This window comes from Photobacterium nomapromontoriensis (assembly GCF_050336815.1).
GTDB lineage: Bacteria > Pseudomonadota > Gammaproteobacteria > Enterobacterales > Vibrionaceae > Photobacterium > Photobacterium nomapromontoriensis.
Genome location: NZ_JAKJSL010000016.1, coordinates 197,500 through 212,692, shown reverse-complemented (window position 1 = coordinate 212,692; position 15,193 = coordinate 197,500). Strand labels below are relative to the sequence as shown.

The window sequence follows — 15,193 nt, the reverse complement described above, 5'->3', positions numbered from 1 at the left end:
CCATAATCCGGATAACTAAATTATCAGGCTTATGGCTTAGGAGCGCTGGAGCATAAAGGTTTGATATTCAAGATCATCAAACTGGTTATCGAGCATCAGCATACCAATAATGGTGGTAATAAGCATGGTGACGGCAAAACCATAACCATAGAAAACAGGGCCAAGTTCGATACTTACGTTAGCTAAGACAAAGTTACCTATGGCCATGAGGGCTGTTAAAGCAAGGGCTGAATAGCGTTTATCCAGATAATACATGACATTGAGAATTGCCATTACCAATACTTGCAAACTCACACCGACCAAATCAACATACAGTAAGTGCAAATAAGCCAAATCAATATTGAGTGCTTTCAGTATGTCTTCGGCCCACAAAATTAACAACGCTAGTGTCAGCCCTTGAACCTTGAATATTTCATAAATACTCTGCTGGCACGCCATTACCATTTTGTCTTTTAGCAATTGAATAGATTCAAGTGTTGCACCACCTCGAACTGAATCATAAAACTTCAAACAGGCATCGGAAAAATCGGTTTCCATTCGAAGCATAAAAACAGCCATGCCGGGGACGATAGCGAGGTAGGCGATAAAAATGGGTAAGTCATAGATATAGGAAGCTCTAAATAAATCAATGACCTGATGAGATGTTTCATCGCGGAACCAGAACACAAACTTATCGAGCCAAACACCGAGGTTATAGAATAAGCCACAGAGGATCAGAGAGAAGAACGTTTTTTTATGATCCAAAAACTCAAAAGACACGAGCTGCTCAGAAGGAAAATCCCGAATAATATGAAATAGGAACGCAAAGGTTAAAATGGCTTGGCAAAAACAAAATATTGCCATCAATCCTAATAAACCATATGAGGGCAGTGTTAAGCTCATGAGCACCATTAGCCCGTAACTGAGCATCATCGTCAAGAGGATGCGGTAATACTCTTTCATGCCACTTAAAAAAATGATAATTAGCCATTGATTACACAGCAGTACCAGGGTCGTAAATAAGGTCAATTTTACTGCTGGCTCAATGGTATCGCAAAAGGAGAGAATTGCGCCACCTACAACCGCTGCAATAGCACTCGTGACCAGCATGGAGCCAAGTAAATTGGGCACTATGCGTTTTTCTTGTTGACTAAAGAGAAGATCTGATATATAGCGAGTTAAGAGTAGCTGGAATAAACCACTAATAATTAACGAACCGGCCATCAAATATGTGACTAAGACTAGAAACTGAACAATGACGTACGACGGAAAAACCACTCCGACACTGATCAAGCCAATCGTGAGCAAGGCAAGAATGGAGAGTACCCAAGGACCTGAGCTGATCAGCCCCGCGACCCCATAGGCCTCTAATACTGCAAGCAATGAATTTTTTTTCAGTATCTTTCTTATTTCAAATCCAATCCCGGCCACAAATTGCCTCCTTATAAAGATTACGATAAGCATCGTACATCGATTTTTCATCGTAATAGCGCTTGACGCGCTCTTTACCTATATCGCCTGCAGTACGCCATGCATCCGCATCCCCAAGTATTTTTACAATGGCTTTGGCCCCGTCGAGAGGGCTTGCAATTGGGATGATTTCTCCGGCAGAGCCTAATGCTGCATCTTCGCCCGATGCACCATCAAGGATCTCGCGGCATGCACCGACCTCTGTCGCAATACAAGGGATCCCAGATGCCATCGCTTCCAGTAACACTAAGGGTTGGGCTTCACTGATAGAGGTTAGCATCATGACACCGAGTTTTGGCATCATTTCGGCGACGTTTTGGTTTCCTAGCATTTTGACATTATTCGATAGCCCTAAGCTTTCAATTAACAACTCACATTCCCGGACATAGTTTTTATCTTCCTCTTTAGGGCCAATGATCCAGCCTTCAAGATCTGGAAGTGTTTCAATGGCTCCGCGAATAGTACGAATAAATGTTTTGATATCCTTAATTGGTACCACTCGGCCAACTAGCCCGACAACGAGAGGTGGCTCAGTAGGGCGTTGTTCATAGGCTGCGTGAAAACGGTCTGTATCAATACCATTTACAATGACTTTTGTTTTATCTGTTGGCGCGCCATCATCATGTTGACGTTGTCGATTCCCTTCAAATAGCGCTACTATTTTATCTGCTTGGCTGTAAGCGGTTAGCCCTAATTGCTCGAAAAAACGAATCCAGGTTTTCCGTGTAAAATCCATGCCCTTATGCATTGAAATATCAATCAAGCTATAGTTGTCTTTTATCCAACTGGCTTGTGATAGGTCAATTTTGCGCTCCTTGGTATAAATGCCATGTTCAGTCAACAAGAAAGGGCGTTGAGTTCGTTGGTGGGCCATTGCACCAAGAAATCCAGCGTAACCGGTGGAGACACTGTGAAATACTTTTGCATTGGGAATCTTCTGAGAGATTTGCGATAAAATAAACAAGGGTTGGTAAATATTACGGTACGTCCAAAAGTAATCGACAAACGAATGCTTATCAGCTGACGCATAGTAACGCTCTGTTAATACTTCCCATGATGCACGGCTATATAGGAAATCAGTCAACGTGAGCTGGCCTTTTTTCCCAAGGAAATCTGAAACTTCAAGGAGCAACTTATCTGGGACTGGTTGCGTAGATTTTTCAAAGAATGCCAGAAAAGCCCCCCACGCTCGGAATAGTTTGGTTTTCCCTGAACGTGGCGACGGTTTTATTTTGCCCTGATCCGCCAGCAAATAGTGTACTTCAAAACCGATAACATTCTGAGGGAAGTCATAGGCTGGCTTGGTATAAAAGTCAGGGTGTCCGCCAAGGAAAATAATATGAAATGTATATTCTGGCAGTCCACTGATGATTTGGTGTACCCAGCTCGATACACCACCACGCACGTAGGGGTAGGTACCTTCTAGTAATAAACAGATATCAACATCAGGCTCGGTATTGTTGGTGTTTTTCTTGAAAAAACTCACTTCCAATACTCCTTAATTTGACTGAGGGTACCACCTTGCTGTTCAGGGAAGTAGGCAATGTATTTACGGACAGTTTGGTAATCTTCAGCAATATAGGCCGCCTCGGCCAGATAGGGGGCTACTTGTTTCACTAATAATCCACCATCCATGGCTTTTTTGAGGTGGTTTACGGCCTCTACGGGTCGCATTTGCTCAAGTAGAACCCGTCCTAGTAATAGATTGGCAGAAGCACTTTCTTTTAATTTGTTGGACTGATTGAGATACTGCTCTGCTTGTTCAAGGTAATGTTTACGGAGAATACCTTCTGCTATGCCTAGGTAACATAGTTCCCAGTATTGCTGAGCAACTTCATAGGTTTTAGCTGCTGTTGCTTTTTTCTCTAACTGTTTTTTTCCTGATGCAATAGCCATGTTTACTTGAGTTTCAATTCCTTCAAGTGATGCATACGCGAGTAATCGAACATCATCGACAAGATCTTTTAGTGCCAGTTGTAGAAGAGGAACAGCATGCTTACGTGGTAAGTTACGTACAGCACTGACGGCTAATAATCGCCGTTCTGGATCGTTGTTATAGAGTAAAATCTCCCGCAATGCACCAGCACCAAATTGGGTATGGTGCACTTCACCTGGGTTTTGTGGTAATGAGTTTTTTTTACACTCTTGCCATGTCACTTCATCATGTTCGCGTGGTAGGTAGAGCGCAACCAGTAAAGAAAAGCTCGTACCGATCATGCCAATTAACGGCAGGAACAAGTTAAAAAAGAAAAGAAAACTCACCGAACTATAGATCGGGAATTTGTATTTTTCAGGGAGTATGATCCAACATAGCGCACTGAAGCTCATGCATGCAATTGCATGAGTTCCAGTAAACGTTATCCACATCGCGGCTGTCATCTGCTTATCGAACAGTAGATATAAGCTGATAGTTTCAAAGGTTATGGTCTGTAAAACTAACCAAGGCTTCATCGTATGCTCCAAGTTCACTCATGAGATGGCGAATTTCTGGTTTATCTTTTGCCATGGATAATGGTCCAATAATATCAATATCTTGAATATCATCATCTAATGCTTCCATCAGAAGATCTTTGAGGCGATTTATGTACATTTGAGCGTCATAAACGGTCGTAAGGGGAAGCAATACAGCCAATGCGGGTTGTCCTTTTGCACTTTGACAAGACCAATAAACATCGGCACCTCGGCGGTAATTGATGAGGCTGTCGAGTACATGTTTGTGCTTGTTTTGGCTATCAATACAGACGACCAAAGAACTGTCTGCGCCATAGTGGCGTTTATTGTATTTGGCTCGATTGAGATAGCTAAGAAATAGATCATTTTGATGAGGCTGCAGTATAGGTGTCATGATTTCATCACTCAACAGATCTGCAGCATGGTTGGCAACTAATGCAAGTAATGCAACATTTGCGGGTGTAAGCATGAAGAATTTCGCATTTTCTGCAATGATTGCAGCTTGCATAACCCCATGGGTATCCAATAATGGGATGCAAAGTTGGTAGCGTGATTTATGCTCTTGTTCTTCTCTTAATGTTGCTGGAGAGAGTAACTTTTGTGTTGTGAGCATATCCTGTAACATCGGGTCGCTTTTTACCAGTTGATGGTGATCTCCCAGAATGGCTTCAGGGTGAGATGAAATTGTATTACCGTGTACTTTGTAGATACCAGCGACTTCTATGCCTCCTATTTCAGCCATTAGATTCAGGAAAGGATGGCCAAGATGCTCCAGTCGGTGTTCAGCATGCTGTGTGGCGACTTTTTGTAATGCACTAATGCTTGAGCGCAAGCTGACAGTTTGTCCAGCGGTACGCTGTTCAAGTTGATCATGAGAGACTTTTAGCAGATGGTAGTTTTGCGTGAAGCTGTCAAGCTTTTGAGCCATATACTTATGGTCAAGGATATGGCGTTCGTTGATATTGTGCCAGTAATCTTGAAATTCACCCGCAATCATCGCCACCATGATTGTACCGATAGCCAAGGATAACGGGTAATACTGAATATGTCCTGTCATATTCATGACGGTAGCAAGGCCGGCGGTAGTGAATAACGCGCAGGTAAAACCTTTTGCAAAGCCGTAGCGCAGAGCAATTAAAAGAGGGCCAAAGAGTGGCCAAAAAAAGTTATGCTCGGTTGAGGTTGCCGCCAGAGAGTCGGATTGTACCCATATAACAATCGAAAGAATGCCCACAATGACGGTTTCAAGCCAAGCAAAATGGCCTGTTTTGAAACCGATAAATGCTTGTCGGTTGATGTTAATTTTCATTGGCAACTCCCAATCATCAATACATTTTTACAGTAAACGTTATTTATTAGTTGTTACATTGAGGCCATCAAGTAGCTCTTCGAGTACAATTTGACCAGTGCCACTCACGCTTTCCCGTCCCCAGCCACCTCGGCTACCTGATGCTCGCCAGTAAGCAATGCCATTTTTGGCCGATTTGACCTCAAGTGTAATACCGACTGCTGGCTCACCATCAAGACCACTTTTGTAATGCCACTCTTCTACTGAACCTGTAATGATATAATCAACAGGTTGAGAGGCTAACCATGCTTGCGCTTGTTTTTGTTTGGCAGTGGTATCAAGAATGCTTTGTAGGTCATTGGTTGCAGACACTGGATACATTATAACATTGAGCCCTTTGGCATAGAGTTGAGTGTTGAGAAGCTGTTCAACTTTTTCTGCAGCAAGCGGTGTATTTGAGTTATTAGTCATCGGCATGATTGCCCAAGTGCTAGCGGCGTTAAATGCCGGGCTCTCTGGAACCTCATAGGTAGTACAAGCACTTAATGTCAATAGGCCTGTAAGTAAAATGATTCTTCTCATTATCGAGTTCCTTGTTAAAAGCTGTAATAGTAGCCTAGTGTGAGTTTCAGTGATTCGTCGCCATTGCGATCCTGACTTTGCCAGTCAGTAGTGACGTAAAGTTCATCATTACCAATAATTCGCCAGCCTAAACCAGCGCTCATTGTAACATCAATTTGTGAATTGGTGACGTTGTAACCAAGAGACGTGTCAAACCAATACCTTGGTGATGGTACTGTGGGGCCTGGGATGCCTGGATCCCCATGCGATAGCCTTTGACCAATGGCGAGACGTTGGTACTTGTCCTCAATAAAGTCACCACTCGTGAGTGTATTGCCGCTTTGGTTCCAGCTATTGATACCGGTGAGTGGCTTATTACTTAAATTCATCTCATGCATGCTGATATCGCCATATAGCTGCCATCCGGGGTCAGCAAAAAATACTTGTTCAGTCATCCGTAAGTTTAGATCCCAACCTTTCCCGATATCATCATTAAATCGTGTTGAGACATCATGATAATTGAGTTGCAAGGCAACAGACTCTCTGGCAGTTGGTTGATAGTTTGCACTAAGTCCAATTAGGTTTTCTTGGCCAGCAAGGTTAAGTAGTTCACTGGCTTCAATGTGATTGTTTAATCCCAGTTTTATGTCTGCTTGCCAGTAATCATTAATAACAAATCGGTATTCGCCTTTAATGCCGAGTCGTTGATCGCCCATGCCGTTAGCGAGGTCAAAGCCTGCTATCCACGTGGCATTTTGTTGCTGAAAGGCATAACTTCCGCGAATTCTTGATTCGTTTTTGATATCGTTTCCACGTAATTGTTTAGGCGTTCCTGCATGTTGATAGTCAGAGCCTAATCGCCAGTACCCATTATGATGTGGCGAATAGTAGTCAAGACTAAAACGGGTTACGTTCCAATGGCTTATTTCTGTCAATTGACTACGTAGACTGTGAGTTTTATTCGGATGCTGAAGAACGTGCTGACGACGAAGTTGGTTCTCTGTGTCTTTATCGGTAATCTGACCAAGCTGTTCTTGACCTTGCTGCCAAGCTTGTTGATGCTGTCCAATAAACTGCAATGCCATGTTTTTATCTGCAGGTGGCAGATTTACAGCTCTCTCAAGTAATGATTTGATTTGTTTTTGGTCTTTTTGACGAATCGCGAGAGAAAGCTGCTCCCAATCGGGGAGTTGGTAATGACCAAGAGCTGTACGTTGTTGCCAGGTGATGATGTTGTCTACTTGATTGCTTGCCAGATAGTGTTGAAATAGTTCAGCTGTACGTGCAGCGCTAGGGTGTTCGAATGCTTCTATTTCAATCATTTGACGAGCAAATTTATCACCCATAAAGAGGGCGACAAGAGATCGGTAACTGACATCCCCATCGGGTAACGCGAGTAAGGATTTGCTCATCCTCGATGCAATATAACGACGTAATCTATACGCTTTTTCTGCTTGTCCTTGCTGTTCCAACAAAGAGGCGTAGTTGAGAACGATGGATGCATCTGGAGTGCTCTCAGGTTTTAAAAGCTGGTTATACCAAATATCAGCATCTCTATAATTACCGAGCTGTTGGCTTGCGCTAGCAAAAGCTAACCAGAAATCATGATTACCCGCATATTGGACTTTATATTGGTTATATAATTTCTTTAGTTGGGCCGTGTCATTTTCCTCTATTGCTATCCATAGAAGATTGTTGGCTGCCTGTTGTTGGTTGGGATCTTGTTGTAAAATGGCCAAGTACAGTTGTTTGGCTCTTTTGTGTTGATTATCTAATTGAGCAAGCTGTGCCTGGTACATCATCACTTCTATATTTTTCGCCAGTACAGGATTATCACTGGCAATATTCAATAGTTTTCTCGCTTGCTCGATATTTTTTGCATCATAAGCCGCACGAATTGCGGCGAGTAATAGTGGCAACTCACCAGTATTGCGGTATAGCTGTATTATGTGATCAATATCGTTGTCGGTCAGTGGGGTCATGATGCTGATGTACCGGTACACATCCAGACTTCTGTCTGACCGATTCACAAGCTGTTGCTGAATTTGCTCAGAAATTTCACGGTTGCTTGTATCCCACGCGAGTGAAGAGACTTCTTCAAGGTAATCATTATCCGCGTTGAGCCAGTTTTTAGGCTGAGTGAGTACATTCAATGCCAACCGTGGCTGATTGGTCATAATGTAGGCATTGGCAATTCGTGTCGCTTCGTTGAAAGTAGGGTCACGCAGTACTTTTAGCTTTTTCCATTCATTAATTATCGCCGGATAATCGCTTTTATAGTCGTATAAGCGAGCGAGGTTACTGATAAGGGCACTATCATGAGGGCGTTTTTCCATCAGTTGCTGCACACTTAATAAAGCTTCATCAGTACCTTCTGCTTTTTCTAGTGCATTTAACCAGCGAGTGTATTCTGAAGGTTGAATATGGTCTTGTTTCGCTAATGCCCGGTAGAAAATACCTTCATAATAAATATCACCTAAAGCACTGGATTCATCAATACCATCTCGAATTTGCATTTCTGTTGGGTGGCTTTTCAGCAACTGGATGCTGGCAGCCTGTGCTTCTGTGATGTCACCTTGCCAGCGGTAGATATCATGTAACATTTGTAAATTTTGCGATTGAGGTTTAAAGGCTTGTGCATCTAGAAGTAACTTTTTAGCCAGGTTAATTTCGCCTAGTGCAATAGCAATTTTACTCGTATCAACAAATAATTGGCTGTCAGGCTGGACGGAGAGAAGTTTTGTGGATTGCTTTAATACTATATCCTGGTTCCCCATCAGCTTTGAATGACCAATTGATGCTTTTAAAAAATCGGGAGTATCATGGAGAGGACCATCGTAGTTTTGTAAGAATTCACGGCTTCGTTGGGGTTGATATGTTTTTACTAGAAGGGCAAATAACGCATCGGCTTGCGCAATGGTCTCATCGTGATGGAACTCATCCAGCTGGATCGCCATCGCTTGTTTGTAGTTAGCACTTTGCAGCGCTAATGAGACTAATTCTTGGGCATTGGTTTGTGTGCTGTGTCGGTGGGGGTAAAGAAAGTCAAATGCTTGTTTAGGCATTGATAACGCGATAGCAGCATCAGCAAATTGTCGGGCGAAAATTGCATCTGGGATTACCGTAATGCTACTGAACAGTACATTAATTTCTTTTGCAGCGTGTTTTTTAATCACAGGATCTTGCTGAAAGCGCTCTTTAAGTAGCAAGGACAGATAAAAATCCATCGTGTCCCAGTCTGTATTCTCATCGCTATGCGCTAAAAGAGCAGGGATAAGTTGGTTCGCTTTGTTAAAATCGCCCAGCTCTGCATAGTTTCGAATCATCTGAAGGATAATGTGTCGATTATTTGGATCGTTAACATTAAGTTGTTGCAGAAACGCTAATGAGACTTCAGGTGATGCAGAGCGTGCGATCAACTGAATGAGCATGGTTTTTGTTGGAGCGACAAGCCACAACGCCCAAAGAGACGTCAGTGTTAATACCACCAGCGTCAACTTATTGATTAGGCGGATTCTAGGCTTTTTATTGTTCACCATGAGCTAGAGTGTCATCCTTATTCTAGTTTTGTTTATTGTTTGTAACAAATTAACGTGTTGAACAGTGTAGTTTGCCAACAAGGTGCCCAGAGCGGTTAGATTTAAGACTAACAGTGTTTTTACCCGTATATTTGATCTTTAATGCCTCGCCTGATACCACACTACATGTTGTAGCCCCTGCAATTTCCATTTTTAGTGGTACATGGCTGTTAATTTCCCATGTGATGTTTTTATCGTTAATGTGCCATTTTTCTAGTTGACCATTAGCACTCTTTAGTCGTAAGGATGTCATGGGTTTCGTTGATGTGGCTAGAACAGTCCGAGGCTGTGTCAAAATCAAATATTTACCATCAGGGCCATTGTTCCAACCTGCGATATTTTGATTACTAGGGTAGCCAAGTGAATGAGGCAGACGAATACTACGGATGCCAGAACTAGTGATTAACCATTGCCCATCCAATGTTTTCGCCAAGCCTGTCTCGTAAAGTGTTCTGGCTCGTTTCGCATATTCACTTAAGTATAATGGCGTTATTTTTTGGGTGAGTGCCCAGTCATAAGCTTTTTGTAATCCTTTCAAAGAGGCAGGATAAGCGCCTGAATACATATGGTAGTAAATACTAATACTTTTTAAACGACGCGGATTACCAAGGATGTTGAATGTCTCAACAGAACGACCATAACCATCATGGTGTTCAGTCCAAAGGTTAGTATAGAGATTTTCATTCAAGACGGGAGCGTACACCTGTACAGCTGTGGGATGCCAAACGATCGTTGGCGATACTTGGGTAAAACTGCTGTTTCCGCTTACGACATAGGTATTGCCGCCATTCACATTTAAGAGGCCGGCTTGCTCGGCGATGTCTAATACATCTTCTTTTGGATCGGCGTTACCGGACCATAGGATGAGATTCGCTTTTTTGTTTTTAGGTGCCAAATTATTATTAATGTAATTAATACTGCCAATAATTTCGTTGTCGTAGTCCACGGTGTAGCCAGGGATTGGGAGGTTATCGCCGTATTTTTTTTCTTTTACAGTTTTAGATTTATCCCAAAAAAAAGGGTGGCTGAAGGTATGTGATGCAATTTCAATGTTAGGCAGTGCGAAGATTTTTCTCGCAATCGCTTCCATCGCTGGACTTTGCTCAGGGTAGAGCCCTCGTTTACCTACTTCTCCTTCGATAACGGAAACTGTCTGCGGTAGTGCATATTTTTTGAATATATGCTCATACAGTACCTCTGCGGTGTATGGTTTGCCGGGAAACCATGCTTTTGATGGAAAACCATCACCATCTACATGGCTGGTAAAAATACGTAGTCCTGATTCCGTCGTCGCATCTGCTGCAGGAAGTGTTGGTAATGCCAGCGTTTCATCAATCAGTTTAAAAGGGTTGATAATCCAGGCTTCGGTATCGTTCGCAAGGCTCTTGATAGGGTATGGTGCTAAAATGGCGCCACCCCAAGGGGCTTTGAATAATAAAGATCCTGATTGGTTGTGCTGATCTGTAATTGTGATCAGTGGAATGACATCAGATTTAGTTGACTTCCATGCCTCTTGTTTTTCAAATTGGCTGAAGGATGCAGGGTAGTAACCTTTTGTCCAGCTATTACCGGTTGTTTGTGACATTTTTCCAGATAGTTGTCCAGCTTCCGCAATACCAAGCTCATTTAAGATAGCTTGATCGGTTGGTAAGGTGTTGATGAAAAGCAATGGCAGCTGATTTAGTGCCGTTTTTATCCATGGTTGCAGTGCGGGTGTACGTTGGTATGAAGTGGGCTCTAACCAAAAGAAAGCCGCAGCATAACGACTGATATCAATATTGTTGTAGTTGGTCGTTCTGATATCGACACAGTCAGGAACGTAACCTAAATACTCTATTGGCATTGCCATCATTCGGTGGCATTGTGAAATAGTTAGACCACCGAACTGACCGTCATAAAATCCCAGTACTCGCTTGGCAACCGGAACGATAGTACTAACTCCAAACTCATAGAGCATTCCGTCACTGACGTAGGGCGTGTATCCGTCTTGGATGATTTGTTTTGCATCTTGTATCTGCGCTGCTCTGTCAGAAGCGGGAATATAATCGATAACAATCGCTTCAATCTCTTTTTTCTGTACATCATCTAGCTGAGCTCTTAGCCAAGCTCTATCATCCGCAGAGACAGGGTGGTAAGTGTTATTTTGTGGATCGTATTTGTGGTATAGCGACTCGGCAACCACTGCATGTGGTTTGAAGGTGAGTTTATCCAGTACTTCAAATCCACGATTAAAAATTAATTTGGGCTGGGATGGCGCATTATTTAGAGACGTTAAAATTTGTGCGAGGGCTTGTTGTTCATGCGCTTGGGCTAATGGTTTTTTCGCAAAGAGTGTGTAACTGTCAAGCGTATCAAGAAATAATCCATCAAACCCTTTACTCATAATGTTGCTGGTTTGCGTTTGTAAGTACTGTTGCCATGGTTGAGCGGTGAGATCCATCACATGACTAGACCAGTTGGTATTTTTTACTGGCGAGTAATTAACCAGTGATGTTGGTAGTTGTTCACCATCGAACTCTCCAACACTCAGATACGCAAAGACTGACGTACCAGCATCGTGTAATGTGCGAATTTGTTTTTTAGTGATGAGTGACGGCGTCACAACAACGCGATCGTAATCCATCAGCTCTCTGACAGAGTCAACATTGTTATAGTAAAAAGCGATGGATTTAGGGGTTGCGGCCCACGAGCTGGTGCTTATAAGTACTAAGAGTGCGCAAAGTATACTGTGTGCATATTTTGATTTCATACCAACCCTTAAAGTCAATCTCTGTAAGGTATCTATTCTTTACTTGTTACAATTAAGAGTAAATATAAGATGATGAAAATGCCTGATTTTTCATCTTATTTTTTAAAAAATAAGACAGGGCCAACAAAAACATATGCCGGATTTGAATATAAATATCTTTGTGTATATCAAAAGTCGAGCGCAAGAGTGAATATTGTACTGAATTGCGAGGATGACTCGCGTAAGATAGCGTCCGATTTGACAGTCTGGTTGAATAGACTGGTCTACTTGATAACAGTGATAATGAAATGACCATAAAAAATAAGCCACAGGCACCGAAAAAAGGGCTTCATCCACGTAACCCACATCGTGAGCGTTATGACTTTGATGCACTGACAAAAAGTTGTCCGGCATTAGCCCCCCTTGTGGCTAAGAACCGTTTTGGTGACTTATCTGTTGACTTTAATAACCCTGAAGCCGTTAAGACGCTAAACCGTGCGTTATTGAATCATTTTTATAATGTACAGTACTGGGATATTCCTGCTGGCTACCTGTGCCCGCCGATCCCTGGACGTGCCGATTATCTGCATTATCTGGCCGATCTTTTAGCGGATTCAAATGAAGGGGTGATCCCTAAAGGTAAACAGGTTCGTGGCTTGGATATCGGTGCAGGTGCAAATTGTGTTTATCCGATTGTGGGTCATCGTGCATATGGCTGGCGTTTTGTTGCATCAGAGATTGATGCGCTGGCGGTGAAGTCAGCGAAATTCATTGTTGAAGCGAATAAATCGTTATCTGGTGCAGTGCAGTACCGTTTGCAGAAAAACCCGGATCATATTTTCACTGGCATGATCAATGCGGATGATTTGTTTGATTTTACATTGTGCAACCCACCATTCCACGCTTCGCTTGAAGAAGCTACCGCTGGCAGTGCGCGTAAAGTGAAAAATCTGGCAGCAAATGCTCAGAAGAAAGGCACTAAAGCTGCCTCTAAAGCGAACGACGTGCAATCAATGCAAGGTAAGCAGCCCGTGCTGAACTTTGGCGGCCAGAACGCTGAATTGTGGTGTCCAGGTGGTGAAATTGCCTTTATTAAGCGGATGATTAATCAGAGTGCAGACGTGGCTTCCCAGTGTTTTTGGTTTACGACATTAGTTTCGAAAAAAGAAAATCTGGCGGCTATTTATCAGCAATTGAAGAAAGTCGGTGCAGTGCAGGTCAAAACCATTGATATGGCGCAAGGCCAGAAGGTAACGCGCGTTGTTGCGTGGACCTTCTTGACCGAGGAACAACAAGCTGAGTGGCGTGAGGAGCGCTGGACACAGTAATTTTACGTACAGTCGTTTTACGTTGAGTTAATTATTGGTCCCGTTACATATTCGGATAACGTGGTCCTCCGCCGCCTTCAGGCGTAGACCAAGTAATGTTTTGTGACGGGTCTTTAATATCACATGTTTTGCAATGCACGCAATTGGCGGCATTGATTTGAAATACCGCCTGACCATCTACCTTAATCACTTCGTAGACACCTGCCGGACAATACCGTTGACTCGGTTCCCCGTATTTTTCCAGATGTACCTTAATCGGGATATTTTTATCAGCCAGCGACAGATGACAAGGCTGATCTTCTTCATGCTGTGAACCGGATAAATAAACCGATGAATATTTATCAAAGCTCAGCACGCCGTCGGGTTTTGGATAACAAATAGGCTGGTGGCGGGATAAGGGGTCTAAGCATTCATGATCGGGCCGACTGTCTTTGACAGTCCATTTGAATTTTTGTGTTAGCCATTTCTGTTCAATGGTGGCGATGGTTCCGCCGATGAGATCACCAAAGCGATGTATTTCAGCGCTAACATTACGGGATTCGTATAATTCTTGATAGAGCCACGATGCATGGAATAATTGGTCATAACCTGGTGTGGTTTGATGATATCCTTGTAATAGCTCAATAAAAATGGCTTCGGCAGCAAGCATGCCAGATTTCATTGCGGTGTGGTTACCTTTAAGTTTTGCCATGTTCAATGTTCCTGCGTCACAGCCGACCAGTACCCCTCCGGGAAATTGCTGGCGAGGCAGTGATGACAGGCCACCTTTGGCAATGGCTTTGGCACCATAGGTAACACGGTTTCCACCCTTAAGGTACTGAGAGTAGAGGGGATGGTGTTTTAACCGCTGGAACTCATCAAAAGGGCTGAGATACGGGTTATGGTAATTAAGATCCGTGATTAAACCGACCGCGACTTGATTATCGTCGAGATGGTAGAGAAAGCTACCGCCATGGGTATCGGTTTCACTGAGTGGCCATCCGACACCATGAATAACGAGGCCAGGCTGGTGGTTCTCAGCGGGGATATCCCAGATTTCTTTGATGCCAAGTGCGTAATGCTGCGTTTGCTTTCGGTGATCCAGATTGAAGTTGGCGATCAATGATTTGCCTAGGCTTCCCCGAGCCCCTTCGGCAAAAATAGTGTACTTGGCTTTAAGCTCAATCCCCGGTTCAAAATTGGCTTTAGGCTGTCCGTTTTTATCGCGGCCCATGTCTTGTGTCGCGACACCACAGACCATCCCTTGTTGGTTATAGAGGATCTCGCTAGCCGGAAAACCAGGAAATATGTTCACGCCAAGTTGTTCGGCTTGCTCTCCGAGCCAGCGGCAGAGGTTGGCGAGGCTGATGACAAAGTTATCGCTATTTTGCATCCCGTCAGGGACGAGAGATTCATCGATGGTCAAAAAATTGAACTGGTTAGTTAGGTAGCACATTTTGTCGTTTGAGACGGCGGTGTGTAATGGTGCATTCATGCGTTCCCAGTCAGGAAATAGTTCATCGAGGGCATGGTGTTCAAAAATGGCACCCGACAAGATATGCGCACCAATTTCTGCGCCTTTCTCGACCACACAAACGGACAGCGGATGATTATGGTCCTTGGCGAGCTGCATGATTCGGCAGGCTGCTGATAAGCCCGCGGGACCGGCCCCAACAATTACTACATCAAACTCCATGCTTTCTCTTGCTTGAATAGACGCCATGCTCGCTACCTTACCCTTAACTGTTATGGATAAATATAGTCCAGTTGACGTAAACGTAAACTCAACTAGGCTCAAAGAGTTATGGCATATACCCAGTTACTTCATGGT

General features: G+C 43.4%; 9 protein-coding genes. 1 reads left to right on the top strand and 8 read right to left on the bottom strand.

Annotated features, from left to right (window positions below; translation table 11 throughout):
* Positions 1–36: 36 nt before the first annotated feature.
* From pelG to L4D12_RS02965, 7 genes are read right to left on the bottom strand one after another with little or no spacing between them, the layout of a single operon-like run.
* Positions 37–1,410, bottom strand: coding sequence for an exopolysaccharide Pel transporter PelG (pelG, locus tag L4D12_RS02995; protein WP_428446334.1), 1,374 nt, complete (start codon positions 1,408–1,410; stop codon positions 37–39).
* Entirely contained in the window at positions 1,391–2,935 is a 1,545-nt protein-coding gene (gene pelF, locus L4D12_RS02990; protein ID WP_428446333.1) for a GT4 family glycosyltransferase PelF, read from the bottom strand. The genes pelG and pelF overlap by 20 nt, the downstream gene beginning before the upstream one ends.
* Positions 2,932–3,900, bottom strand: a complete 969-nt coding sequence (locus tag L4D12_RS02985; RefSeq protein WP_428446332.1) for a HEAT repeat domain-containing protein — start codon at positions 3,898–3,900, stop codon at positions 2,932–2,934. Before L4D12_RS02985 ends, pelF begins: the two co-directional genes overlap by 4 nt.
* Complete coding sequence (locus L4D12_RS02980; protein WP_428446331.1) at positions 3,863–5,209, bottom strand: PelD GGDEF domain-containing protein; 1,347 nt, start codon at positions 5,207–5,209, stop codon at positions 3,863–3,865. The genes L4D12_RS02985 and L4D12_RS02980 overlap by 38 nt, the downstream gene beginning before the upstream one ends.
* Positions 5,210–5,248: 39 nt before the next feature.
* The gene (locus tag L4D12_RS02975; protein WP_428446330.1) at positions 5,249–5,770 is read right to left on the bottom strand and encodes a hypothetical protein; all 522 of its coding nucleotides are present in this window, start codon (positions 5,768–5,770) and stop codon (positions 5,249–5,251) included.
* Positions 5,771–5,784: 14 nt separating this feature from the next.
* Positions 5,785–9,288 carry a tetratricopeptide repeat protein gene (locus tag L4D12_RS02970; protein WP_428446329.1) on the bottom strand — a complete coding sequence of 1,168 codons (3,504 nt, stop codon included), beginning with the start codon at positions 9,286–9,288 and terminating at the stop codon, positions 5,785–5,787.
* 49 nt (positions 9,289–9,337) lie between these two features.
* Complete coding sequence (locus L4D12_RS02965) at positions 9,338–11,950, bottom strand: bifunctional glycoside hydrolase/polysaccharide deacetylase family protein (protein WP_428446328.1); 2,613 nt, start codon at positions 11,948–11,950, stop codon at positions 9,338–9,340.
* 413 nt (positions 11,951–12,363) lie between these two features.
* Here L4D12_RS02965 and rlmF point away from each other — a divergent pair, with 413 nt between their 5' ends.
* Positions 12,364–13,383 (top strand): 23S rRNA (adenine(1618)-N(6))-methyltransferase RlmF, encoded by a 1,020-nt coding sequence (gene rlmF / locus L4D12_RS02960; protein ID WP_428446327.1) that lies wholly within the window; start codon positions 12,364–12,366, stop codon positions 13,381–13,383.
* Between the two features lie 43 nt (positions 13,384–13,426).
* Here the strand turns inward: rlmF and L4D12_RS02955 are convergent, their stop codons facing one another.
* The gene (locus tag L4D12_RS02955) at positions 13,427–15,058 is read right to left on the bottom strand and encodes an electron transfer flavoprotein-ubiquinone oxidoreductase (RefSeq protein WP_428446369.1); all 1,632 of its coding nucleotides are present in this window, start codon (positions 15,056–15,058) and stop codon (positions 13,427–13,429) included.
* Positions 15,059–15,193 lie beyond the last annotated feature (135 nt).